General features: G+C 43.3%; 20 protein-coding genes and 3 pseudogenes. 16 read left to right on the plus strand and 7 right to left on the minus strand.

From position 1 onward, the window contains the following. Nucleotides 1–171: 171 nt before the first annotated feature. Nucleotides 172–1,044, plus strand: a complete 873-nt coding sequence (locus tag ACQY1X_RS22875; RefSeq protein ID WP_430013616.1) for an FkbM family methyltransferase — start codon at nt 172–174, stop codon at nt 1,042–1,044. Here the strand turns inward: ACQY1X_RS22875 and ACQY1X_RS22880 are convergent. Continuing rightward, nucleotides 1,030–1,164, minus strand: coding sequence for a hypothetical protein (locus ACQY1X_RS22880; RefSeq protein ID WP_262382432.1), 135 nt, complete (start codon nt 1,162–1,164; stop codon nt 1,030–1,032). The genes ACQY1X_RS22875 and ACQY1X_RS22880 overlap by 15 nt on opposite strands. A 523-nt stretch (nt 1,165–1,687) precedes the next feature. On the opposite strand from ACQY1X_RS22880, the gene ACQY1X_RS22885 reads away from it, so the two are divergent. The 5 genes and pseudogenes from ACQY1X_RS22885 (at nt 1,688) to ACQY1X_RS22905 (ending at nt 7,011) form a co-directional block, all read left to right on the plus strand. Continuing rightward, nucleotides 1,688–2,566, plus strand: a complete 879-nt coding sequence (locus ACQY1X_RS22885) for an Hpt domain-containing protein (RefSeq protein ID WP_430013617.1) — start codon at nt 1,688–1,690, stop codon at nt 2,564–2,566. Nucleotides 2,567–2,927: 361 nt separating this feature from the next. Further along, nucleotides 2,928–4,913: a BamA/TamA family outer membrane protein gene (locus tag ACQY1X_RS22890; RefSeq protein WP_430014709.1), complete on the plus strand. Its 1,986-nt coding sequence runs from the start codon at nt 2,928–2,930 to the stop codon at nt 4,911–4,913. Between the two features lie 99 nt (nt 4,914–5,012). Next, nucleotides 5,013–5,825 carry a UDP-3-O-acyl-N-acetylglucosamine deacetylase gene (gene lpxC / locus ACQY1X_RS22895; RefSeq protein ID WP_002738636.1) on the plus strand — a complete coding sequence of 271 codons (813 nt, stop codon included), beginning with the start codon at nt 5,013–5,015 and terminating at the stop codon, nt 5,823–5,825. Nucleotides 5,826–6,385: 560 nt separating this feature from the next. Next, nucleotides 6,386–6,679, plus strand: a complete 294-nt coding sequence (locus tag ACQY1X_RS22900) for a nucleotidyltransferase family protein (protein WP_002738918.1) — start codon at nt 6,386–6,388, stop codon at nt 6,677–6,679. Continuing rightward, a pseudogene (locus ACQY1X_RS22905) lies at nt 6,676–7,011 on the plus strand (HepT-like ribonuclease domain-containing protein). Before ACQY1X_RS22900 ends, ACQY1X_RS22905 begins: the two are co-directional and overlap by 4 nt. A 139-nt stretch (nt 7,012–7,150) precedes the next feature. Here the strand turns inward: ACQY1X_RS22905 and ACQY1X_RS22910 are convergent. Continuing rightward, nucleotides 7,151–7,801: pseudogene (locus ACQY1X_RS22910) on the minus strand (Rpn family recombination-promoting nuclease/putative transposase); the annotation flags it as partial. Nucleotides 7,802–7,993: 192 nt separating this feature from the next. Between ACQY1X_RS22910 and ACQY1X_RS22915 the strand changes: the two are divergent. The 3 genes from ACQY1X_RS22915 to ACQY1X_RS22925 all read left to right on the plus strand — a co-directional run bounded on the left by ACQY1X_RS22915 (nt 7,994) and on the right by ACQY1X_RS22925 (nt 9,939). Continuing rightward, a complete protein-coding gene (locus tag ACQY1X_RS22915) occupies nt 7,994–8,992 on the plus strand; it encodes a hypothetical protein (RefSeq protein WP_430014710.1) in 999 nt (332 codons plus the stop codon). Nucleotides 8,993–9,358: 366 nt separating this feature from the next. Then, complete coding sequence (locus tag ACQY1X_RS22920; protein ID WP_430015178.1) at nt 9,359–9,556, plus strand: DNA-binding protein; 198 nt, start codon at nt 9,359–9,361, stop codon at nt 9,554–9,556. A gap of 17 nt (nt 9,557–9,573) precedes the next feature. Beyond that, on the plus strand, nt 9,574–9,939 hold the full coding sequence (locus tag ACQY1X_RS22925) for a type II toxin-antitoxin system death-on-curing family toxin (protein ID WP_430013618.1): 366 nt from the start codon (nt 9,574–9,576) through the stop codon (nt 9,937–9,939). Nucleotides 9,940–10,136: 197 nt separating this feature from the next. Here ACQY1X_RS22925 and gatA read toward each other — a convergent pair whose 3' ends face one another. Next, nucleotides 10,137–11,588, minus strand: a complete 1,452-nt coding sequence (gene gatA / locus ACQY1X_RS22930; protein ID WP_430015179.1) for an Asp-tRNA(Asn)/Glu-tRNA(Gln) amidotransferase subunit GatA — start codon at nt 11,586–11,588, stop codon at nt 10,137–10,139. A gap of 135 nt (nt 11,589–11,723) precedes the next feature. Between gatA and ACQY1X_RS22935 the strand changes: the two genes are divergently transcribed. From ACQY1X_RS22935 to hetL, 3 genes are all read left to right on the plus strand, one after another. Then, the gene (locus tag ACQY1X_RS22935) at nt 11,724–12,734 is read left to right on the plus strand and encodes a DUF6398 domain-containing protein (protein ID WP_430013620.1); all 1,011 of its coding nucleotides are present in this window, start codon (nt 11,724–11,726) and stop codon (nt 12,732–12,734) included. Nucleotides 12,735–12,931: 197 nt separating this feature from the next. Beyond that, a complete protein-coding gene (locus tag ACQY1X_RS22940; RefSeq protein ID WP_002738764.1) occupies nt 12,932–13,294 on the plus strand; it encodes an ArsR/SmtB family transcription factor in 363 nt (120 codons plus the stop codon). A gap of 52 nt (nt 13,295–13,346) precedes the next feature. Beyond that, nucleotides 13,347–14,009, plus strand: a complete 663-nt coding sequence (gene hetL, locus ACQY1X_RS22945) for a heterocyst differentiation pentapeptide repeat protein HetL (protein WP_430015180.1) — start codon at nt 13,347–13,349, stop codon at nt 14,007–14,009. A 111-nt stretch (nt 14,010–14,120) separates the two neighbouring features. Here the strand turns inward: hetL and ACQY1X_RS22950 are convergent, their stop codons facing one another. The 3 genes from ACQY1X_RS22950 to ACQY1X_RS22960 are packed head-to-tail and all read right to left on the minus strand — an operon-like array spanning nt 14,121 to nt 15,940. Then, nucleotides 14,121–14,258, minus strand: a complete 138-nt coding sequence (locus tag ACQY1X_RS22950; protein ID WP_002739211.1) for a photosystem II reaction center protein K — start codon at nt 14,256–14,258, stop codon at nt 14,121–14,123. Between the two features lie 50 nt (nt 14,259–14,308). Beyond that, a complete protein-coding gene (tgt, locus tag ACQY1X_RS22955; RefSeq protein WP_002738723.1) occupies nt 14,309–15,433 on the minus strand; it encodes a tRNA guanosine(34) transglycosylase Tgt in 1,125 nt (374 codons plus the stop codon). Between the two features lie 45 nt (nt 15,434–15,478). Continuing rightward, the gene (locus ACQY1X_RS22960) at nt 15,479–15,940 is read right to left on the minus strand and encodes a hypothetical protein (RefSeq protein WP_002738355.1); all 462 of its coding nucleotides are present in this window, start codon (nt 15,938–15,940) and stop codon (nt 15,479–15,481) included. 463 nt (nt 15,941–16,403) lie between these two features. Here ACQY1X_RS22960 and ACQY1X_RS22965 point away from each other — a divergent pair. The 3 genes and pseudogenes from ACQY1X_RS22965 to ACQY1X_RS22975 all read left to right on the plus strand — a co-directional run. Continuing rightward, a pseudogene (locus ACQY1X_RS22965) lies at nt 16,404–17,164 on the plus strand (RNA-guided endonuclease InsQ/TnpB family protein); the annotation flags it as partial. Nucleotides 17,165–17,223: 59 nt separating this feature from the next. Further along, nucleotides 17,224–18,657 carry a TM0106 family RecB-like putative nuclease gene (locus ACQY1X_RS22970; protein ID WP_272103575.1) on the plus strand — a complete coding sequence of 478 codons (1,434 nt, stop codon included), beginning with the start codon at nt 17,224–17,226 and terminating at the stop codon, nt 18,655–18,657. A 102-nt stretch (nt 18,658–18,759) separates the two neighbouring features. Next, complete coding sequence (locus tag ACQY1X_RS22975) at nt 18,760–19,002, plus strand: hypothetical protein (RefSeq protein WP_002738501.1); 243 nt, start codon at nt 18,760–18,762, stop codon at nt 19,000–19,002. A 10-nt stretch (nt 19,003–19,012) separates the two neighbouring features. On the opposite strand, the gene ACQY1X_RS22980 is transcribed toward ACQY1X_RS22975, so the two are convergent. Further along, nucleotides 19,013–19,393: a hypothetical protein gene (locus ACQY1X_RS22980; protein WP_430015181.1), complete on the minus strand. Its 381-nt coding sequence runs from the start codon at nt 19,391–19,393 to the stop codon at nt 19,013–19,015. Between the two features lie 240 nt (nt 19,394–19,633). On the opposite strand from ACQY1X_RS22980, the gene mtnB reads away from it, so the two are divergent. Beyond that, complete coding sequence (gene mtnB / locus ACQY1X_RS22985) at nt 19,634–20,251, plus strand: methylthioribulose 1-phosphate dehydratase (RefSeq protein WP_123231240.1); 618 nt, start codon at nt 19,634–19,636, stop codon at nt 20,249–20,251. Nucleotides 20,252–20,260 lie beyond the last annotated feature (9 nt).

Here is a 20,260-nt window from a genome sequence, read left to right on the forward strand (position 1 = left end):
ATAATTACCTAGTCACCGATAGTGATTAGACCCCACAGTGCGGTATTGGGTTTTATTGAGGGGGTGTCGGACCGATGGGGTAGGATAGTAGGACAGAGGAGGAGGCTCGACCGCAGAGAGCGGTATAATTAATATTTAGATGCCTTCATGCCTAACTTGAAGTGAGAGTATATGTTTAAAGAAACTACTTATTGGCATAAGTTCAGTTATTTTCTTGGATTGGTTCGAGAGATTGGTGGCTGGAATTTCCTATACCGCTATGTAATACGAGCATTTTATAAGATAACCAAGCTCAACCAGAAAATGGTTCTATTTAATAATGTAGAAATGACTCTGCCCTATGATAGTCGATTCGGAACGGAAATTTTCCTCAAGGGAAGCAAGTTAGATTGGGGATCTGAAATTATCCTTCATCGGTTCTTAGATATTAATAAAGACTTTATTGATGTTGGGGCTAATATTGGTTATTACAGTTTACTGGCTGCTCCTTCATCCAATCAGGTTTATGCCTTTGAACCCGATCCGAGAATGGTTGAACACTTAAAGAGAAATCTTTCCCAGTTTCAAAATTGTCATATTCTAGAAGAAGCACTTTTTTCCGAGCCTGGCACTATGGATCTTAATTTGAACTCAATGCCTGAACTAAATTCGCTGGTTAGGTATAGTCCCCAAGAGAACAAGGTGACAGTCAAGGTAAATACTTTAGACAAATTGATGTCTGATTATCCGTTACTAAGTGTTTCCTGTATCAAAACAGATGCTGAAGGAGCAGATTTCGATATACTAATGGGTGGCAAAAATCTTCTCATTCGAGATCAGCCTTTGGTCTTGTCGGAAATTTATCCAACAAAGAAGCTCCTCGAATTTATTAAATCTATTGAATTTACCTGTTTTGCTTTCGTCAAATCTAAGGATGAGAATGGAGATAATTTCCAACCAAAATTCATGAAGATTGAAACAAAACCGACAAACTCTCGTGTTAAAATGATTTTCTTAGTTCCTCATAGGCTCTTGTCAAGGTTTGAAGAGCTAAAAGATGTCTAACACTTCGTTGCTGCGGACGGAACAGAGCTTATTTCTAGGATAGCGATCATCATAGCTATAGTGTGCGTTCCTTGATGTGGCTCCTACTGCCGGACCGATAGATTTTGGGGAACGCACCATGCTCATTAAACATCTCCAAAAATTATAACCTGATCACAGCCTGCTTTGGGTGTATATAGCGGTTCTCGCATCTGTGCGGCACACTTAAACCTTTGCTGATTAAGCTGTTCAGGATCGGGAATGTACCTCTTGTGAATCAGAAACGCTATATACTAACTAAATAGTTCGATAGCTCAAATGTATATCTATCGTTGCTAATTCAATTTCACTGAAAAAATATCAGGGCTCTTCTCGACTTTGTGTGATAATTTTTGCTTATGGAATCTTGAAATGCTTATCGGGCAAGACGTTTAGGGCTATTTTAACGTTCGGCGATGACTTCGGCGTGAGATCAGTAGTTCGACAAGCTCACTAACACGAACGCTCAGTCGAGCTGCGGAAGAGACTATCAGTATAGATCTCGTTTCCACACATAAACCAGAAGAGCCGCCAGTTTTCCTAGCCATTGCCTGATAAGTGATATATTTACTGAAAAACTGGGCAATCTAGAACTAAACAGCATCGTGATGAGGGGGATAAGACTTTGGACTCTGCTAACGCTCAGAAAATTCTCGGCTATTTCATCGAAGAAGCAAAAGAACACCTGGAAACTTTAGAACAGGGTATTTTAGACTTAGGCAATCTCGTCAACAACAATGAACAGATGAACGAGATGTTTCGTGCCGTCCATTCCGTCAAGGGGGGGGCGGCCATGTTAGGTTATAGCAGTATCCAAAAAACTGCTCACCGTCTTGAGGATGCTTTCAAAATACTAAAAGAAAATCCTATAGAAGTCGATCAAAAATTAGAGTCTTTGTTCCTCAAGGGTTATGATCTGCTTCAGGTATTAATCGATAAGCTGCGGGAGCCCTTAGGTTTGCAAAGCGAGGAAGCTAACGCCATCGTTAAAAACGGTGAAGCGACTTTTGCCGAATTACAGGCCCATCTTAACTATCTTCTCGGCCAGGGAAAATCTACCTCTGCTATTGCGGCAGCCCCTTCTATCTCCATTAGCGTCAGAGATATACTCAAACAGATGTTACAACTGTTTAAACAGCAAGAAACCAGCGCTTCCCGTCAGCAATTACAAAAATTAATTTCATCTCTGTCTCAATTGGCCTCAGAACAGCAACAATGGCAATATTTAGTTAAAAATGCTCAATCGGCTCTGGCTAACCCCAAACATTCCTACCGTACTCTCGCCCCAGTTATCATTAAAGAATTAAAACAAGCCAGTGATTTATTAGCATGGGGTCGCGGGGAAGAAATCACCGTCAGTCAAGAATTGCAATTATTAGCCACCGCCAAATTACCACAAATCCTGATTACCCTAGAACCCGAATTAGCAGCTAGTACCCTGCGGCAAATGTTCAGTCGCCAACAGGTCTCGCAACTGGTACAGTTATTACAAAAAAGACGTTAACAGCTGCCCCAGCGTAATTAATTGTGCGCCAACCGAGGTGGCAATAATTCTCGATGGTGAATTGGGATAGAGCCAAACCAGAAAAAGCTAAGATATGGCAAGATAAAAACTTAATGCTGACGGCTGACAAATATCAGACCTGAGGCAGCATCTCTTGAATCACCGGTCAAGCTGGGATTTACTGAGAGTAAGCGATCTGCTAGAGTTTTAACGTTCGTTAAATTTCTCGGGCAGAGAAAACAAACAAAACCATAATGGTGTTACTGGGTGTGTGGAAGTGCTTAAAAATCTCAATTTTTCGAGGCGATACTCCTCGCTGGCCCTGCTGCTGGCTATTTTCGGATTATTTCACGGGACGGTCATGGCCGAAGAAGAACCCACAGAGACGGTTTTTCCCCGCGTCGAGCAGCTAGTACAGTCTCCTCCTGCGACGGGAGAAACTACTCCACCCGTGGCACCACCGACGGAAACTCCGACGGAAAACCCAATCCCTACAGAAACTCCCACCGCAGCTCCACCGGCACCGGCGGAGGAGTCGCGGGTTTTGGTGGCTGAAGTGGTAGTACAAGGGGCTAATCGAGAATTAGAAAATCTAGTTTATAATACCATTCGCACCCGACCTGGACGAAGCGCGACTCGATCGCAATTACAAGAAGATATTAACGCCGTTTTTGCCACGGGCTTTTTTGCCGATGTGCGGGCAGTTCCCCAAGATACGCCCCTAGGGGTGCGAGTTACCTTTGAGGTGCAACCTAACCCCGTTTTTCAGGGTGTACAAATTCAAATTGCCCCAGAAACCGTGGACAAATCGATTTTACCTGCCGGGGTGGTCGAGGAAATTTTCGCTAGTCAATACGGCAAAACCCTGAATTTACGGGAACTACAGGCGGGGGTAAAAAAAATTAATGACTGGTACAGCAAAAACGGCTATGATCTAGCCCAGGTGATCGGTGCGCCGCAAGTCAATCCCGATGGTCGGGTTATTCTGGTCATTTCCGAAGGTTTAATCGAAAAAATTCAAGTACGTTATTTTAACGTCGAACAGGAACCAGTCAAGGCTAAAACCAGAGAATTTATCATTACTAGGGAAATGCGCCTAAAAGCGGGGGATATTTTCAACCGTAATACTGCCCAACAGGATTTACAGCGTGTTTTCGGTCTCGGTTTATTCGAGGATGTGCGTCTGTCTTTTTCCCCCGGCAGCGACCCAAGGGAGGTGATTGTTAACGTCGATGTGGTGGAAGGTAATACGGGTTCCCTAGCCGCTGGGGGCGGTATTAGCTCGAATGCAGGCTTATTCGGCACTGTCAGCTATCAGCAGCGCAATTTTGGCGGTAATAACCAAACTTTAGGGGCAGAAGTTCAGTTAGGGGAACGGGAATTTTTATTCGATCTGAGTTTTTCCGATCCTTGGATTGCCACGGATAATTTCCGTACTTCCTACACGGTCAACGTTTTCCGGCGACAGTCGATTTCTCTAGTTTATGATGGGGAAGATTCCTCAATTCGGACGCTTAACGATAATGATAGTCCCCGTATCGTCCGCACGGGTGGCGGTATTACTTTTGTCCGTCCTTTGGCCCCTGATGTTTTTACAAAACCAAAATGGGTGGTTTCCCTAGGTTTTAACTATCAACAGGTACAGGTGCAAAATGCCAATGGTGACATCTCCCCCCTGTCTGCACCTCTCAATGGTTTTGGCAGTCAAAAACTGGCGTTTAGTTCCTCTGGGACCGATGATCTACTTTCCCTCAATATTGGCGCTATTCAAGATTTTCGCGACAATCCCCTGCAACCCACCAGTGGTTCTTTCCTGCGTCTAGGTTTAGAACAAACTGTCCCGGTTGGTTCTGGCAGTATTTTCGGAACTCGTGTTCGGGGTAGTTACAGTTACTTTATCCCCGTTCGGTTTATTAATCCCTTTAATCTCTTTGAAACCGATATTTTTAAAGGTCAGCAATCCCTAGCTTTTAATGTGCAAGCAGGGACAGTATTAGGCGATTTACCCCCCTACGATGCTTTTATTGTTGGGGGTAGTAACTCTGTACGGGGTTACGCCGAGGGAGAAGTGGGTAGCGGTCGCAGTTATTTCCAAGCGACGGCCGAATATCGTTTTCCCATTGTGGCAATTATCGGGGGGGCGTTATTTGTCGATTTCGGCACTACTATTGGTTCCCAAGGTGATGTCCCCGGTCAACCCGGGATTGTCCGGGATTTACCCGGTACTGGTCTCGGTTACGGTTTAGGTGTTCGGGTACAATCTCCTGTCGGCCAAATTCGGGTTGACTACGGTTTTAATGTCGATGGTAGTTCTCGTATCCATTTCGGTATCGGGGAACGATTCTAATCAGTTATCAGTTACCAGTTATCAGTTATCAGTTACCAGTTATCGATGAATTTAGTTATTTTTGCTGTTCACTGATAAAAGCTTTATTACTTGATAATTATGGTTTCTACTATCTCTAAACAATTTGAATTATCGGGAATTGGACTGCATTCGGGGGAGATAACACGGGTGCGCGTCTGTGGGGCAAATCCAGGAGAAGGACGTTATTTTGTCCGCAGAGATCTAGCCAATCAACCGATTATTCCCGCTCTAGTTTCTTCGGTTTACCAAACGACTTTATCAACAGAATTGGGACGAGGAGAAGCAAAGGTTAGAACTGTTGAGCATTTATTAGCGGCCTTAACCGCTTTGGGGGTAGAGGATGCTCGCATTGAGGTGGATGGTGCGGAAATTCCTCTCCTCGATGGTTCGGCTAAAATCTGGGTGGAAGCGATCAAAAATGCTGGTTTAAATAACTCTTTTTCTCCATCAGATTTAACCATTTCTCAACCGATTTGGTTGTACGAAGGGGATGCTTTTGTAGCGGCGATTCCTTCCCCTGAATTACGTTTTACCTACGGCATCGATTTTACTTATAAACCGATCGGTAATCAATGGTATAGTTGGAGTCCTAATCAAGAAAGTTTTCAAAATGCGATCGCAGATGCTCGGACTTTCGGTTTTGCCGATCAAATTGAATATCTGCAAAAGGCTGGTTTAATTAAAGGAGGCAGTTTAGAAAATGCTTTGATCTGCGATCAAAATCAATGGTTAAATCCTCCTTTACGCTTTGATAATGAGCCAGCAAGACATAAATTATTGGACTTAATTGGTGATTTGAGTTTACTGGGAACCATTCCCACCGCTCATTACATGGCTTTTAAAGCCAGTCATAAACTTCACGTTCAACTAGCTAAAGCAATTCAGGGTTAATTAGGGTTTGCGGCAAAAAGTTTTTCGTGGGGGTAGGGTGGAGGGATTCCCCTTCCCTTAATTCCTCGAGATAAAAACGTAAAATCCTGCTGGAGTTGATTAACTCCCCATAACGAGCAGTATTAACATTTAGTTTAAATGCTCCTCGTGGGCATTTGCCACGATTAGCATGGAGAGACTGGTATCTTGAAGAATACGAATGTCTGTTTTAGGGTATGGTCTTCTTTTTTTATTGTATAGTTTAATCGCCGTCTTGTCGCTTTGGTTTGGTTAAAGGCAAGAAACCCAACACTATCGGAAGCAAGATTAAATAGGGTATGATGGACGTTGGATAGAAGGGTTTAATGAAAGTGCAAGGGTTTTAAGTCCCTCAGATCGATTCCTCAACCTTTGTTTCTTGCACTTTTTTTGAAAAAAAAGCACATAACCCTTTTCTAGTAAAGCTTTTACCAATATTCAGCAAGCCCTAAATAAAGAGTGAGAAACAAACTAAATCCCTACCCCAAGAATCGGTACAAGGAAGCTTTTTTCGACAAAATTTATCGCAAACTAAGTAGATCATGAAAATTGACGAATTACTCAAGAACAAACGAGAAAAAATCCTTGCTATTGCTGCTAAACACGGCGCAAATAACGTGCGAATCTTTGGTTCTGTTGCACGGGGAGAAGCTGACGAAAAAAGCGATATTGATTTATTAATTGATTATTGTAGCGAACGTCGGAGTCCCTGGTTTCCCTTGCCGTTAATTCGAGAACTGGAAGACTTGTTAGGCTGCAAAGTTGATATTGTTACCGAACAGGGACTTAAAGATAGGATCAGAGAGCGCGTACTTAAAGAAGCAATACCACTATGAGGGATGATACCGAACGCTTGCGGGATATTTTAGAAGCAATTGAGCGTGTAGAAAAGTATGCTCGACAGGGAAAAACCGTGTTTGAACAACAAGAATTAATTCAAACTTGGATTGTCTATCATTTACAAATTATTGGTGAAGCAGCTAGAGCAACTTCTTAAGAATTTAAAGCAAGATATCCCGCAGTTCCTTGGCGAGATGCCAGCGATCTAAGAAACTTAACTATTCATGAATATTTTCGTATTAATCTAGAGATTATTTGGGATATTGTTGAAAATGATATTCCTCCTCTAAAAGGACAAATCGAAGCTATTTTACAGGAATTTATTTGACTAAACCCAACCCAATTACTTAAATTTCGGGTTTCACTATCGTTCAACCCCACCTACTTTATTCTTCGATTTACTTGATGGCTACCGGCAAAAGATAGCCACCAGCAATTATATTAATTTATCAAAGTTTGAACTTTTCCTATTCCCCTTGAGTCGCTTGTCTAACCTGTTCGATCTCTAATTCTAAAGCTTGTGCTATCTGTTCAAAGTTTAATCCTAAGGCCAATAAGCGAGGAATAGAGGCTAATTTTGCCGCTAATTCGCCTTCTTGTCGGCCTTCCTCTCTACCTTCCTCTCTACCTTCCTCTCTACCTTCCTCTCTACCTTCCTCTCTACCTTCCTCTAAAGCTTCCTGATACACTTTAGTTTGTTTTAAATCACTTAAACTAAACATCGCTTCTATCTCCTTTCTACTGACTTGGGGTAACTTATAAACCAAGATTGTCTCTATCAATTCTAAAAGTTCTTGCTGTTGTTTGAACTTAGGGAATTCTTGTCTAATCCGTGGAATTAATTGTTTTCCCTGCTCGATCGCTCTGGCGGTTGGTGCTATAATTAATTGTAACATCGATATTCCCTGGGATTCCACTTCCCTTAATTCCTCGAGATAAAAACGTAAAATCCTGCTGGAGTTGATTAAATCCCCATAACGAGCCGTCTCTACGCTTTCCACTGAACGCCGAGGATAAATAACTACTCCCTGCCAGTTGTTGCTTAAGTCTGTTTGGTGGAGATAGAGGAAGATTTCACTGAAGAAACGGGAATAAAACCTAAATTGTACTTCTAGGAAATTGTCTTCTTTGGCAATTTTTAAAACCTAGAACTAGGCTAACTTGTGGATAGGTGCATTCATTAGTATTCATATCTTGATTCAGCAACGCCATTTTTGATTACCACCGCTGACCATGGCCGTTAGCTGTCTTACTTGGGTTCAGTTTTAACTGTATAATGTATAAATCATTGTCTAAAGCTAGTGGAACTCATGCCTCTCTATACTTTCAAAGATAAACAAATTACTGAAGTCCAGAACACACAGTTTGGCATAGAGAAAATTCAAGAGCGTTCTGACCTCCAAGCTGCTCTAAGAGATAAAATCACAGTCATCTCTCCAGATACGTTGGTCATTTCTGAAGAGTTTTCAGAATGGACTGAAGGAGCTAGAAGAATTGATCTGCTCGGCATTGATAAACAAGCGAACTTAGTAGTCATTGAACTTAAAAGAGATGACACTGGTGCCCACATGGAACTTCAAGCACTTCGCTATGCCGCGATGGTTTCTACATTGACCTTCAAAAGAGCTGTTGAAATTTACCAGCAATATCTTGAAAAACGTTGTATTGGTAAAAATGCTGAGGAAGAAATCCTCAACTTTTTGGGCTGGAGTAATGCCCTAGAAGAGCAATTTCCAAAGGATGTCAGAATTGTTTTGGCATCGGCTAACTTTTCTAGAGAGCTAACCACAACGGTAATGTGGCTAAACGATCGAGATTTGGATATCCGTTGTGTTCGGCTACAACCCTATAAGCTTGGGGAAGAGCTTCTGCTTGACATTGAACAAATTATCCCATTGCCAGAAGCAGAAGAGTACCAAGTGAAGGTGAGAGAGCAAGCATCGGCTCAGAGAACGGCTGCCAGTTTTAGTAAAGATAAGACGCAATATCAGTTCCTTGGAAATATTTACAATAAGCGCCAGCTCGTACTAGCTATCGTTACTCATCACCTCCAAACAAATCCGGACACAACTTTCGACCAATTACGCCAGATATTCCCTGATGAAATTCATCCTAGCTTTGGTGTTGTTGCCCTACTAGAAAAAGCGACGGAAAAGGGAGGGGCTAAACGCTACTTCTTAAACGAGGAGCAGTTACTCCAAACCGGAGATGGTCAGACAATTGCCGTTTGTAATCAGTGGGGGATTGATAACATCAACCCAATCCTTGAAATTGCCAAGAGACAGGGATATCAAGTAGAAGAACTCTAAAAAATGGGTCACATCTACCAGCAGATAATCCGGTCAAGTTGGCAGTTGCGTTATTGCCAGACAGCTAACTTCACCCTTAGAGTGAGATGACAAAGTGAAAGCTTTTTTGGCAAATTGTCCCCAATTAAAATATAGCGTTTCCTAAGCTAGTGAGGTACACCTATTTTTCTTCCCTTTTGCCTCTTGCCTTTTGCCTAAAACCCATAACTTTTGTACCTCAGCAGACTGAAAAACGCTATATCAACTTTAGAGCATTGCTGGGCCACAGAGAAGACTTGAGGGGTGCGTTAATTAACTGTAACAGGTTCCATATTTAGGTTGACGGAGGTTATAATGTTAAATATTTAGACTATTGAGAGGTTTTTGATGGCTTCCATTACTGTTAATATCTCAGATGAGCAGTTTCGACGATTACAACAGTTAGCTCAGAACAGCCAAGTTTCCCCTGAAGACTTACTCAGTGCCAGCATAGAAGATTGGTTGGTTGGTCGTAAAAACGAATTTACTCAAGCATCAAGCTATGTACTCAAGAAAAACGCTGAACTTTATCGTCGTTTAGCATGATACGCTATCTAACATTAGTGGAAGTCCTCGATTTACATCATCAAATTATTCAACAGTCCCAAGGAGCTATGGGTATTCGTGACCTAGGTTCTTTAGAGTCTGCTATTGCTCAACCACGCATGACATTTGGCGGGCAGGATCTTTATCCGACAATTGTTGATAAAGCTTCAGCTTTGGGATTTTCAATTGTGATGAATCACCCATTTCTTGATGGCAACAAGCGCACTGGTCATGGGGCAATGGAAACATTTCTTGTGTTGAATGGACTGGAGATTAATGCTGTTGTAGATGAGCAAGAACGAGTCATTTTAGCTTTAGCCTCTGGTGAATTAGAACGTGTTGCCTTTACCAATTGGTTACGGCAAAACGTTGGAGCAAGCTAACACTGCATTGGATTCGACCTTACCAAAGTGATTTATAAAAGCCAAAGTTTGGCGGCTGCCGCTCAACTTAGAATGGGATGACGAAGTAACAGCTTTTTCGGTAACTTTTCCCCAATTAAAAGAAGACTTGAGACATTTTCAGGGTTGCTGATTTTTACTTGATGGCTACCGGCAAAAGATAGCCACCAGCAATTGTATCAATTTGTAAAAGATGGTTGACGTTTGTGCCAATCGGTGGCCTGTTCGTAGGCGTGGGCGACGTGAAATAATTGATCTTCGCGCAGCACATTACCCACTAATTGTAAACCAATTGGCAAACCTTGCCCATCAAAACCGCAGGGAAGACTTAACCCGGGTAAACCGGCTAAATTGACGGGAATAGTCATTAAATCCGATAAATACATACTCAGAGGGTCCGCCGTTTTTTCCCCGGCTTTAAAAGCTGTGGTCGGTGAAGTGGGAGAAACTAACACATCTACCGATTGAAAAGCTCGATCGAAATCCTCTTTGATCAAAGTCCTCACCTTTTGTGCTTTCAGGTAATAAGCATCATAATAACCCGCCGAGAGGGTATAGGTTCCCAACATAATCCGGCGCTTGACTTCCGCACCAAAACCCTTGGCGCGAGTCTTGGTGTACATATCAATCAAACTATCGGCATCTTCCCGAATACCGTATTTAACCCCATCGTAACGGGCTAAATTCGCCGATGCCTCCGAGGGGGCGATAATGTAGTAGGTGGGCAATCCGTAACGGAAACGGGGACAGGAAATCTCTTTAATCGTGGCACCGAGGGCCTTTAACTGCGCTAAAGCTTGATTAACTGCCTCAGCAACCACCTGATCCAAACCTTCCCCGAAAGTTTCCTTAATTACGCCAATTTTTAACCCTTTTAAACTGGTTTTCAGGAATTGGCTATAGTCAGGAATCGGCAGATTGAGACTGGTAGAATCTTGGGGATCGTAACCTGCGATCGCTTGTAATAAAATCGCCGCATCTTCTACGGTACGACCAAAGGGACCGATCTGATCAAGAGAAGAAGCGTAAGCCACCAAACCAAAGCGAGAAACTAAGCCATAGGTCGGTTTTAGCCCAACAACGCCACAAAATGAAGCCGGTTGACGAATTGAGCCACCGGTATCCGATCCTAGGGCCACCACGCATTCTTGAGCGGCCACAGCCGCAGCCGAACCCCCGGAAGATCCCCCCGGCACCCGGGATAAGTCCCAAGGATTAGCAGTAACGTGATAACCGGAGTTTTCCGTTGAACTACCCATGGCAAACTCGTCTAAATTGGTTTTACCGACGATAACTGCCCCTAAATCCCGTAATTTTTGGGTAACGGTGGACTCGTAGGGGGGGACAAAATTCTCTAAAATCCGAGAAGCGCAGGTGGTGGGGATACCCTTGGTGCAGAGATTATCTTTTAGCGCGATGGGAATACCTGCTAACAGATGCAGCGATTCACCCCTGGCGATTTTCTCGTCCACTTTTCGGGCTTGTGCGAGGGCTAAATCCGGGGTTAAATGGAGAAAGCTTTTTACTTGTGGTTCGATCGCTTGAATACGAGCGAGAAATTCTGTAGCGATTTCGACGGCTGTTTTTTCTTTATTAACGAGTTGTTGATGCAGTTGACGAATCGAAGTCATGTTCAGTTACCGGTTACAACCACCGTCAGGAGCAAGCAACAACCCCGGACAGCAAAGACTATTTTAGCGTCAGTTTGGCTGTCGGTCAGCTAATCCCCTAAAATTAAAGGAAAGCCTCGCAGGAAAACTAGAGTTATGACTTTTAATATCCGACAATTAGATAATTTAGACTACGATGAAGCCGAACCCTTACTAGAAGATTATATTACTGGAGCGATCGAAGAATATATCAATTCGCCCGAGGGAGAGGCCTATTATCAAGAAAAAGAAGAAGGTGGTGGTTGGATTGCTACCTTTGTCGAGTTGGGCTATCTCTATGAAGGTTATACCCTTGCTACCATGACTAAGGCAGATGTGCAGATCTTAATGGAGAAGATTTTACCACGCAAAATTACTATCCTCGATCCGACGGAAACCGAAGATGCTATCCCTGAATTAATTAGTTTTTGGCAATTTTTGGGACGAGAATATAAATTAACTCAGGCTAAGGCTATTATTAAATATTTAGAGCAATTAGGCGATCGCTTTAGTCAACTGATGAACGATCCCAACAGTGGCGGTTTTATGAAAAATCTCCTGTTACAAGCGCATCAGCAGGGTTTTGATATCACCAGTCAGGAGGGTTTAACAGCTTTTCAAGAAAAATATAATGCTGAACAACGCGCCAAACAGCAAGCGGCAGCAATATTGAAACAAACGCCTCCAGTTGTTCCTAAATCGGAAAATGTTCCCAAGGCAATGCAGGCCAAATATCAAGAAATTACCGCTATTACCGATAAATTTGCCGCTCAATATCTTAATGAAGAATACGCCCAACTTATTCGCCAATTAACTGCAACTTTAGCTCGTAAGCGTCCCTCTCCCCTAGAAAAAGGTAAAGCCAATTCCTGGGCTGCTGGCATTACTCACGCCCTAGGAATGGTCAATTTTCTCTTCGATCCTACTCAAAATCCCCACATTTCGGCCACAGAACTTTATCAGGCTTTTGGGGTTGCTCAAAGTACAGGACAAGCTAAATCAAAACAAGTGAGAGATTTACTGAAGATGTCCTATCTTGACTCAGAATGGGCTTTACCAAGCAATTTAGAGAACCATCCTAGCACTACTGTCCGGCAGTTAATCAGTACCATGCTCGGTGATAGTTAGGGTTTGCGATAAAAAGTCTGTTGGTGGAGTCAGGAGGCACTCTTGCAGCAGTAGATTTCTGAATGACCCAATCTCGATCGAGCTTGCAGACTAGACTCTAGTTACCTTTCCAGTTAAACTATAGTAGTCAATAGTTATAAAGTTTTAAACGATAACCTATTGTCAGCCTTTTTAACTGGTCACTTTATTACCCACCTATGTTAGACAGTTTCTCCCCCCAAACCTCTAGCGTCGTCCTCGCTTCCGTGGCGGACTATTTCAAAGTCCTGTCGGAAGTCAGTCGCCTACAGATTCTCAGTTGCTTGCAATTAGGCGCGATGAATGGTAAAGAAATCGCTGAAGCTACCGGACTAGGTCAAGCCAATCTCTCCAAACACCTGAAAGCTTTAACCCAAGCGGGAATTATCTCGCGACAACCCCAAGGAGTCAGCGTTTACTATCAAATTACCGACCCCGTGATCTATGATCTCTGTCAGGTGGTTTGCGATCGCATTAGTCAACAAATGCGTCAACGGGCCCGAGAATTCGAGAGTCTGCCGGCTTTCCATCTCCCTAAATAAAAATCGCTAAACCCTTGACATTTTACCTCAATTATGATAGAGAAAAATTTCCATGCTCGTAGAAAAACTTTGTCAACGCTATCGGGTGGGAGAAAGAGATTTTCAGGGGATTAATTTGCGGGAAGGCGACTTAACTAATATTTCCCTCCCAGGAGTCAATTTTTGCCGTGCAGATCTGCGACAGGCCCGGTTAGGAAAAATACGCCTCGCGCGATCGCTGCTGAGGGAAGCGGATTTAAGTGAGGCGATTCTCTGGGGAGCAGATTTAAGTCAAGTGGACTTTTATCGAGCTTGTTTACGCGATGCGGACCTAAGCGGAGCTAATCTGCTCGAAGCCAATTTAGAAGCCACTTATTTAACCAAAGCCGTCTTAAACGGTGTTAATCTCAACAGTGCTAATCTCCAGCAGGCCCTATTAATTGATACGGATTTTCGCTCCACTTCCGACCAACGCACGGACTTGGGCAAAACTAACTTTTGCGGAGCCGATCTCAACTATGCTAATCTGAGCGGATCCCTGTTATATCGAGCCAATTTCGCTAATTGCCGACTTTGCCGGGTTAATTTTCGTGCTAGTCCCGAAAGAGACGGATTTATCACCGATCTCACCGGGGCCAGTTTCCGGGGTGCGGATCTCAGTTATGCGGATTTGCGCGGGGCAATTTTAGAAGATGTGGACTTGACTGATGCTGATTTAACCGGGGCTTTGTTTTAATCTGGGAAGCTTTTTCAGTAAACAGTAATCAGTAAAAAGATGTCATTTCACTGAAAACTCAAATCTGATCACTGATAACTGCTCACTGATAACTGATAATTGAAAGTCGATTTATTTAAAACCGACGGATGCTTGCCAAACAAAGGCCAGCAAGAGGAAAAATAGGGGAATCAGGGGCAAGACATCGACTAGGGGGTCGAAAATTTGGTATGCTTCCGGCAATTTGGCGAACAAAAGTGCAGTTTCCATCTCTCTATCTACCTTGACAAGAAAATTTTTAAACGTTTCCTGAAATTTTATCACGTTGGGGTAACATCTACGGCATCCTCAAGCCAAGGGGCAAAATCTTGGGCAAAAGTCCCCCCTAGGATAGATTGACGAATTTCACGGGTAAATCTGATTAATTCGGCGATATTGTGCAGAGATAAGAGAATATAACCCAACATTTCCCCCGATTTAATTAAATGATTCAGATAGGCACGGCTAAAGTGTTGACAGGTGTAACAGGGACAAGTCTCGTCTAAAGGGGCGAAATCCTCCTTAAAACGGGCATTTTTGAGGTTCCAACGCTCTCCCCGCACCAAAGCTGTGCCATGGCGACCAAAACGGGTGGGAATAACGCAATCAAACAGATCTATGCCACTAGCGATCGCCTTGGCCATTTCTCGATAGGTTCCCACTCCCATCAGATAACGGGGTTTATTTTCGGGGAGTAAAGGGGCAGTTATCTGGACAATGCGATGAATTAGGCTCGTTTCTTCCCCCACACTCACGCCACCGATAGCATAACCGGGTAAATCGAGTTTTACTAAAGATTGCGCCGCCGCTGCCCGTAAATCCTCATAGATTCCCCCTTGGACTATGGCGAATAAAGCCTGTTCTTGAGGTCGTTGATGGGCCGTCAGACAGCGCTCTAACCAGCGATAGGTGCGTTCTATAGATGCTTTCATGGTCTCATGACTGACTCCCGTGGGGGGACATTCATCGAAGGCCATAATCACATCAGCACCGAGGGCATTTTGAATCTGAATCGATTTTTCTGGCGTGATTTCGATTATTCTACCGTCCCGGGGCGATCGAAAGGTGACTCCCGACTCTTTAATTTGCCGCAGTTGACTAAGGCTAAATACCTGAAATCCACCCGAATCTGTTAATATTGGCTGATTCCATGCCATAAAATCGTGTAAACCTCCGGCTTTCTCGATAATACTTTCTCCGGGCTGCAGATGCAGGTGATAGGTATTAGCGAGAATCATTTGCGCCCCCGTGCTGGCGATTTGAGCGGGGGTCAAACCTTTCACTGTGGCCAAAGTTCCCACAGGCATAAAACGGGGTGTTTCTACCGGTCCGTGGGGAGTATGCCAAACCCCAACCCGCGCACCAGTTTGGGGACACTGGGCGATTAATTCAAAGGAAAATCCCACTGTTTCAGTTATCAGTTATCAGTTATCAGTATTTTTGCTCGCTGCCTAAAAGGGGCAATCGTTGTCGTCTTCGTCTTCAAACTGCACATCCCACTTAGCAGAAAGTACCTGAGTAACCATAGCTTCAAGGGTATCGGCATTGAGACGGGCTTTCATATCGGGATCTTGCAGTGGATTACTCAGGGGAATTAGCCGTAATTGCCGATTGTCTTGAACCAGATCAAAATAGGTTTCACCGTCGGGAGAGCGGGTTAGACGCAGATAATCGAAGCTATAGGTATTCAGATAAAGACTGTAGTTAGCAACTAGGGTGCTTTGCTGATAATCGGCGAAAACTTCCACTATCCATCCCTCTCCTTCACTCTGAATCACCCCTTCGAGACTATGGATGTAGCGAACTCGTCCGATATCATCGAGGAGACGACGCATATCTTCTTTAGCGATGACCACGCCAGAGTCAATAATACAGGGGGCGGGCAGGGGCTGTGAGGGCGGATGATAGTTCATAGGGATTGCCAGTAAAAAAATTTCCGTTAATAACCCACCGGAGGGGTTTCCACCGATTCCTGTTGCAATTTTTTTCGGGTTACGTCTCGATCTTAACCCAATCCGCTAGAACTTTTCACTGTTACTTAAGATTAAGACCGAAGAGGGATGATTAATTTCTGCTTACTAAATATTTACCTAAAATGTCGGCTTGAAGGAACCCTCGGTTTTACCCTATCCCTTATGGATAACTTTCTTAACAATTTTGTCAGTAAGCACTCCAACCCTTATCCTGACTTGATTTCAGTTTTTTCTTTGTCAGTAAGGGTGTCAACAAGGAATATTACAGATTGTTAACCGAATCTTGAAAGCGCTGTGGTACAAAGGGTTGAAATGTTAAGAAAGATGTGACTAATGGACAGGGTTTTACCGAGGGATGAAAGGCCAACCAGTATAGAACAGCACTTCGACACATTTCGACTGCCAGCTAATGCTAAAACTCGATATTAGAGATATAACCCCACAATTAGAGCCTACTAAAAAATGTGTAGGTTTAGACGTGGGACTAAAAGATCTTGATGCTGACAGCAACGGGAATACAGTAGAGCCTCCTAAGTATTATCGAAAATCAGAAAAACGCCTTAATAAACTGAATAGAAGAAAGTCGAAAAAGTTTAACAGAAGACAAAAGCAGTCAATAACTACAAAAAAGCTAGACAAAAGTACGCCAAGGGACATTTTAAAGTAAGTAGGCAGCGAGAAGAGTTTGCTAAAAAATTGGCACTCCGTTTAATTCAGTCAAACAACTTGATAGCTCAGGTCGATTTAAAAGTCAAAAACCTTGTGCGTAATCAAAAACTAGCCAAGAGTATTAATGACGCAGGTTGGTCGCCATTAAGAAAATGGCTTGAGTATTTTGGTATTAAATATCGCCGATTAACTATTGCAGTTAATCTAGCCTATACAAGTCAAGAATGCCTTAACTGTGGTCGCTTAGTCAAAAAGTCTCTATCAGTCAGAACTCATGTTTGTTTGTGTGGGTATATGGAAGATAGGGACAAGATGGCGCCATTAAATATACTCAAAAAAGCTACGATAGGGCATATTGGAAACTGGCACCTCGACTTGCGCTCAGTTTGGGGAGATTTAAGCTCTATCTTGGTTGGTAGTAATACGGCTCGAGTGAGCCTTACCGAACTCCTACCAAGACAACTTAAGTCAATCAACCAAGAATCCCTCGCATGATTGCGATGGGAGTGTCAACTCACTGGTCCAGGAAAGCTTAACTTTTCTCCTTGTATATAATGCTACTGACCGATGATCTACTTCTAGACTACCAACGTTGTCAACGCCGTGGGTTTTTAAATCTCTACGGCAATAGCCAAGAAAAAGACCCTGAGCGAGATTTTTTGCTTAAATTGCGTCAGGAGAGTCAAAGTCACGTTAAAAAAGTCCTGCAAGACTCCTATCCGGATTATTGTTCCTTGACTACTCCCAGCACGGATATTTTAGCCGCCGCTAGGGAAACGGAAGCTTTGATGGGTCAGGGGGTACCCTGTATTTATCACGGAGTCCTTTTACAATCCGGCTATCCCGTCTCTTTAACCGGTTCCCCCCATTTATTAATTAAACAGACAGGAGAGTCGAAATTTGGCGATTGGATTTATTACCCCCTCAATATTCAACTCGGTCGCCGTCCTAAGCCTGAATATAAGATGCTGGCTACTTTTTACGCCTATTTATTAGCCAGTATGCAGGGAGTTTTTCCCAGTTATGCCGAAATTGTCCTACGTCGTCATAATCGCTATCGGGTGGAATTGAATCTCTGGTTAACTAAACTAGAGGAAATAATCAAAAAGTTCGGCGAAATGGTGATTAATCGGCAAGAACCAGAAGTTTTCATCTCGCGTCAGCGTTGCAGTTTATGTCATTGGTATAGTCACTGTTATGGTATCGCCCAAGCGAGTCAACATCTTTCTTTAGTCCCGGGGGTAACTCCCAGTCGTTACCAATTTTTACAGTCTTTGGGGGTTTCCACCATGGAATCCCTGGCACTTACCTGTCCTACTCGTACGCGGGAGGGGATGGGGTTAGAGGTGGCTAATCAGTTACAATTACAGGCCCAAGCAATTATTGAAAATCGGGCCTTTCGCAAAAGCAACGGCAAAACTGCCTATTTGTCCCCCCTACCGAGGGCCGAGATTGAATTTTATTTTGACATCGAAGCGGAACCAGAACAGAATTTAGATTATCTTTTGGGGGTTTTACGGGTTGACCATCGAGTTAATACCCAGCAATTTTATCCCTTTTTGGCAGAAAAGCCAGAAGATGAAGGCAGGATTTGGCAGGAATTCTTAACCTTAGTCATGCAGGATTATCAAGCACCAATTTTTCACTTTTCTGAGTACGAAGTGGAAACAATTAAACGATTAGGTTATCTTTATAAAACCCCTTCTTCTTTGATTAATCAGTTAGTTTCTCGCTGTTTTGATCTGCACTATCATGTAGTTAACTCGGTAACTTTTCCCGTGGAAAGTTATTCTTTAAAATCCCTGGCTAACTGGATTGGCTTTCAATGGCGCGATCGAGGAGTAAGCGGGGATCAATGCGTTTGGTGGTATGACCAGTGGTTAAAAACAGGAGATCGGACTTTATTGGCGGCTATTTTACGTTACAATGAGGATGATTGTCGTGCCACCTTTAGGCTAAAAGACTGGCTTGTAAACTTTTTCATTTGATTCTAAAGATTTATGACAAATAGGGAAGAATGTAACCGCTGCTACCCGTAGCCGTCAAGGGAAAATGATAGGCTATGGATGTGAAAACAGTCCCCTCACCCAATGGTGATCCCCATGTTCTCCCCACTTTTTCCGCTTCTACTCCTACTGCTTTCCTTCCTTAGTCTTCTCTGGTATCAAAAGACCGATAATGATATTTTTAAAGCTCTTGCCGTTAGTAGTTTGATTTTTGCAATTATTTGGGGCTTAGTTCTCGTTCATTGGTCAATTCACCTGCTGGGACTGCTGTTATTGTTAAAATTCAGAACCCCCGCTTTCAGTTTGGTGCGCGTGCCTAGATGGTGATGGTTTGACCCTAATCTTCTAACTGTTGGCTAGGTACTTCGATCGCCTGTACATCGATCGTACCGGGAGGGGTGGGAATAATAAACTTACCCCCTGCCACTTTTAATGGTTCACCACAGTTAGGACATTGGCATTCCGTGCGATTAAAACCCGTAAATTCGTAGCTACAGACGGGACAGCTATCTTCAACTAAATTGCGTCGCAACCACCAGCGAAAAATTCCCCAAGCAATCACAGGGGAAAATATCAGGAATGCCACGAGAATTAAAAAACTATTGACTAACCAACCCAGTCCGATCGAGCCTAACAACAATCCGACTAAAATCAAAGATAAGAAACAACCCAAACCAGAATCATTGACAGAATAGCTGCGGAAAAAGTTGTTATTCACGGCTCAACCCTCGATTCATCAAAGCTGCAATTATCTTTAACCTAACACACTCCCAACACATTGCCACGGTTAAATTTTCTTTTTGACTCACCGGTTCCTCACTCTATTCTGCCTTGGCTTTAGTTTTGAGCGAGATTATCCGGAATAAACTACCTCAACCCGCTATGCTGAGGAGTGGGTCGTCTGCTGGCTTCAACTTGTTATAATAGTTACTCCCTATCCACCATATCTCTAAAAACCATGAGTGATCCTCGTTTATCTCTAGTGGCAGCTGCCCGAAGATTTTATCAACTGGGTTGGATGCTTGGCACGGCAGGTAATTTGTCCGCTAAAGTTGATGATCATAGTTTTTGGATTACTGCCAGTGGCAAAAGTAAAGGTAAACTCACAGAAGAGGATTTTGTGCGCGTGGATCTGACGGGAAAAGTCAGGGAATTAGCTCATCTGGATAATCGTCCTTCGGCAGAAACTAGCATTCATCAGGTGATTTATTGTCTCTTTCCCGAAGCACAAGCTTGTTATCATGTTCACTCGGTGGAAGCGAATTTAGTTTCCCGTTTTGCTCGTGAGGACAAGTTATCTTTACCTCCCTTAGAAATGTTGAAAGGTTTAGGTATTTGGGTAGAAAATCCTCAAGTATTTATGCCGGTTTTTGCTAACTATCTCGATGTGCCGAAAATTGCCGCAGAAATAGAAAGTAGATTATCAACTTTCCCCCCAGAAATTCCCGCTTTACTCATTTCTTACCATGGCGTGACGGTGTGGGGTGAGTCTCTAGAAACTACCGAGAATTATTTAGAGATAGTCGAGTATATTTTTCGCTATTTAGTGGCAGCCTATCAAGTAAAACCTTGGTAAACCTTCATT

This window comes from Microcystis protocystis FBCC-A270 (assembly GCF_050500235.1).
GTDB lineage: Bacteria > Cyanobacteriota > Cyanobacteriia > Cyanobacteriales > Microcystaceae > Microcystis > Microcystis ichthyoblabe_A.

Excerpts from the sequence above, each read along its gene's own strand:
- ACQY1X_RS22875 (WP_430013616.1), top strand. The coding sequence starts at position 172 with ATGTTTAAAGAAACTACTTATTGGCATAAGTTCAGTTATTTTCTTGGA.
- ACQY1X_RS22880 (WP_262382432.1), bottom strand. The coding sequence starts at position 1,164 with ATGGTGCGTTCCCCAAAATCTATCGGTCCGGCAGTAGGAGCCACATCA.
- ACQY1X_RS22890 (WP_430014709.1), top strand. The coding sequence starts at position 2,928 with ATGGCCGAAGAAGAACCCACAGAGACGGTTTTTCCCCGCGTCGAGCAG.
- lpxC (WP_002738636.1), top strand. The coding sequence starts at position 5,013 with ATGGTTTCTACTATCTCTAAACAATTTGAATTATCGGGAATTGGACTG.
- ACQY1X_RS22900 (WP_002738918.1), top strand. The coding sequence starts at position 6,386 with ATGAAAATTGACGAATTACTCAAGAACAAACGAGAAAAAATCCTTGCT.
- ACQY1X_RS22915 (WP_430014710.1), top strand. The coding sequence starts at position 7,994 with ATGCCTCTCTATACTTTCAAAGATAAACAAATTACTGAAGTCCAGAAC.
- ACQY1X_RS22920 (WP_430015178.1), top strand. The coding sequence starts at position 9,359 with ATGGCTTCCATTACTGTTAATATCTCAGATGAGCAGTTTCGACGATTA.
- gatA (WP_430015179.1), bottom strand. The coding sequence starts at position 11,588 with ATGACTTCGATTCGTCAACTGCATCAACAACTCGTTAATAAAGAAAAA.
- ACQY1X_RS22935 (WP_430013620.1), top strand. The coding sequence starts at position 11,724 with ATGACTTTTAATATCCGACAATTAGATAATTTAGACTACGATGAAGCC.
- ACQY1X_RS22940 (WP_002738764.1), top strand. The coding sequence starts at position 12,932 with ATGTTAGACAGTTTCTCCCCCCAAACCTCTAGCGTCGTCCTCGCTTCC.
- hetL (WP_430015180.1), top strand. The coding sequence starts at position 13,347 with ATGCTCGTAGAAAAACTTTGTCAACGCTATCGGGTGGGAGAAAGAGAT.
- ACQY1X_RS22950 (WP_002739211.1), bottom strand. The coding sequence starts at position 14,258 with ATGGAAACTGCACTTTTGTTCGCCAAATTGCCGGAAGCATACCAAATT.
- ACQY1X_RS22960 (WP_002738355.1), bottom strand. The coding sequence starts at position 15,940 with ATGAACTATCATCCGCCCTCACAGCCCCTGCCCGCCCCCTGTATTATT.
- ACQY1X_RS22970 (WP_272103575.1), top strand. The coding sequence starts at position 17,224 with ATGCTACTGACCGATGATCTACTTCTAGACTACCAACGTTGTCAACGC.
- ACQY1X_RS22975 (WP_002738501.1), top strand. The coding sequence starts at position 18,760 with ATGGTGATCCCCATGTTCTCCCCACTTTTTCCGCTTCTACTCCTACTG.
- mtnB (WP_123231240.1), top strand. The coding sequence starts at position 19,634 with ATGAGTGATCCTCGTTTATCTCTAGTGGCAGCTGCCCGAAGATTTTAT.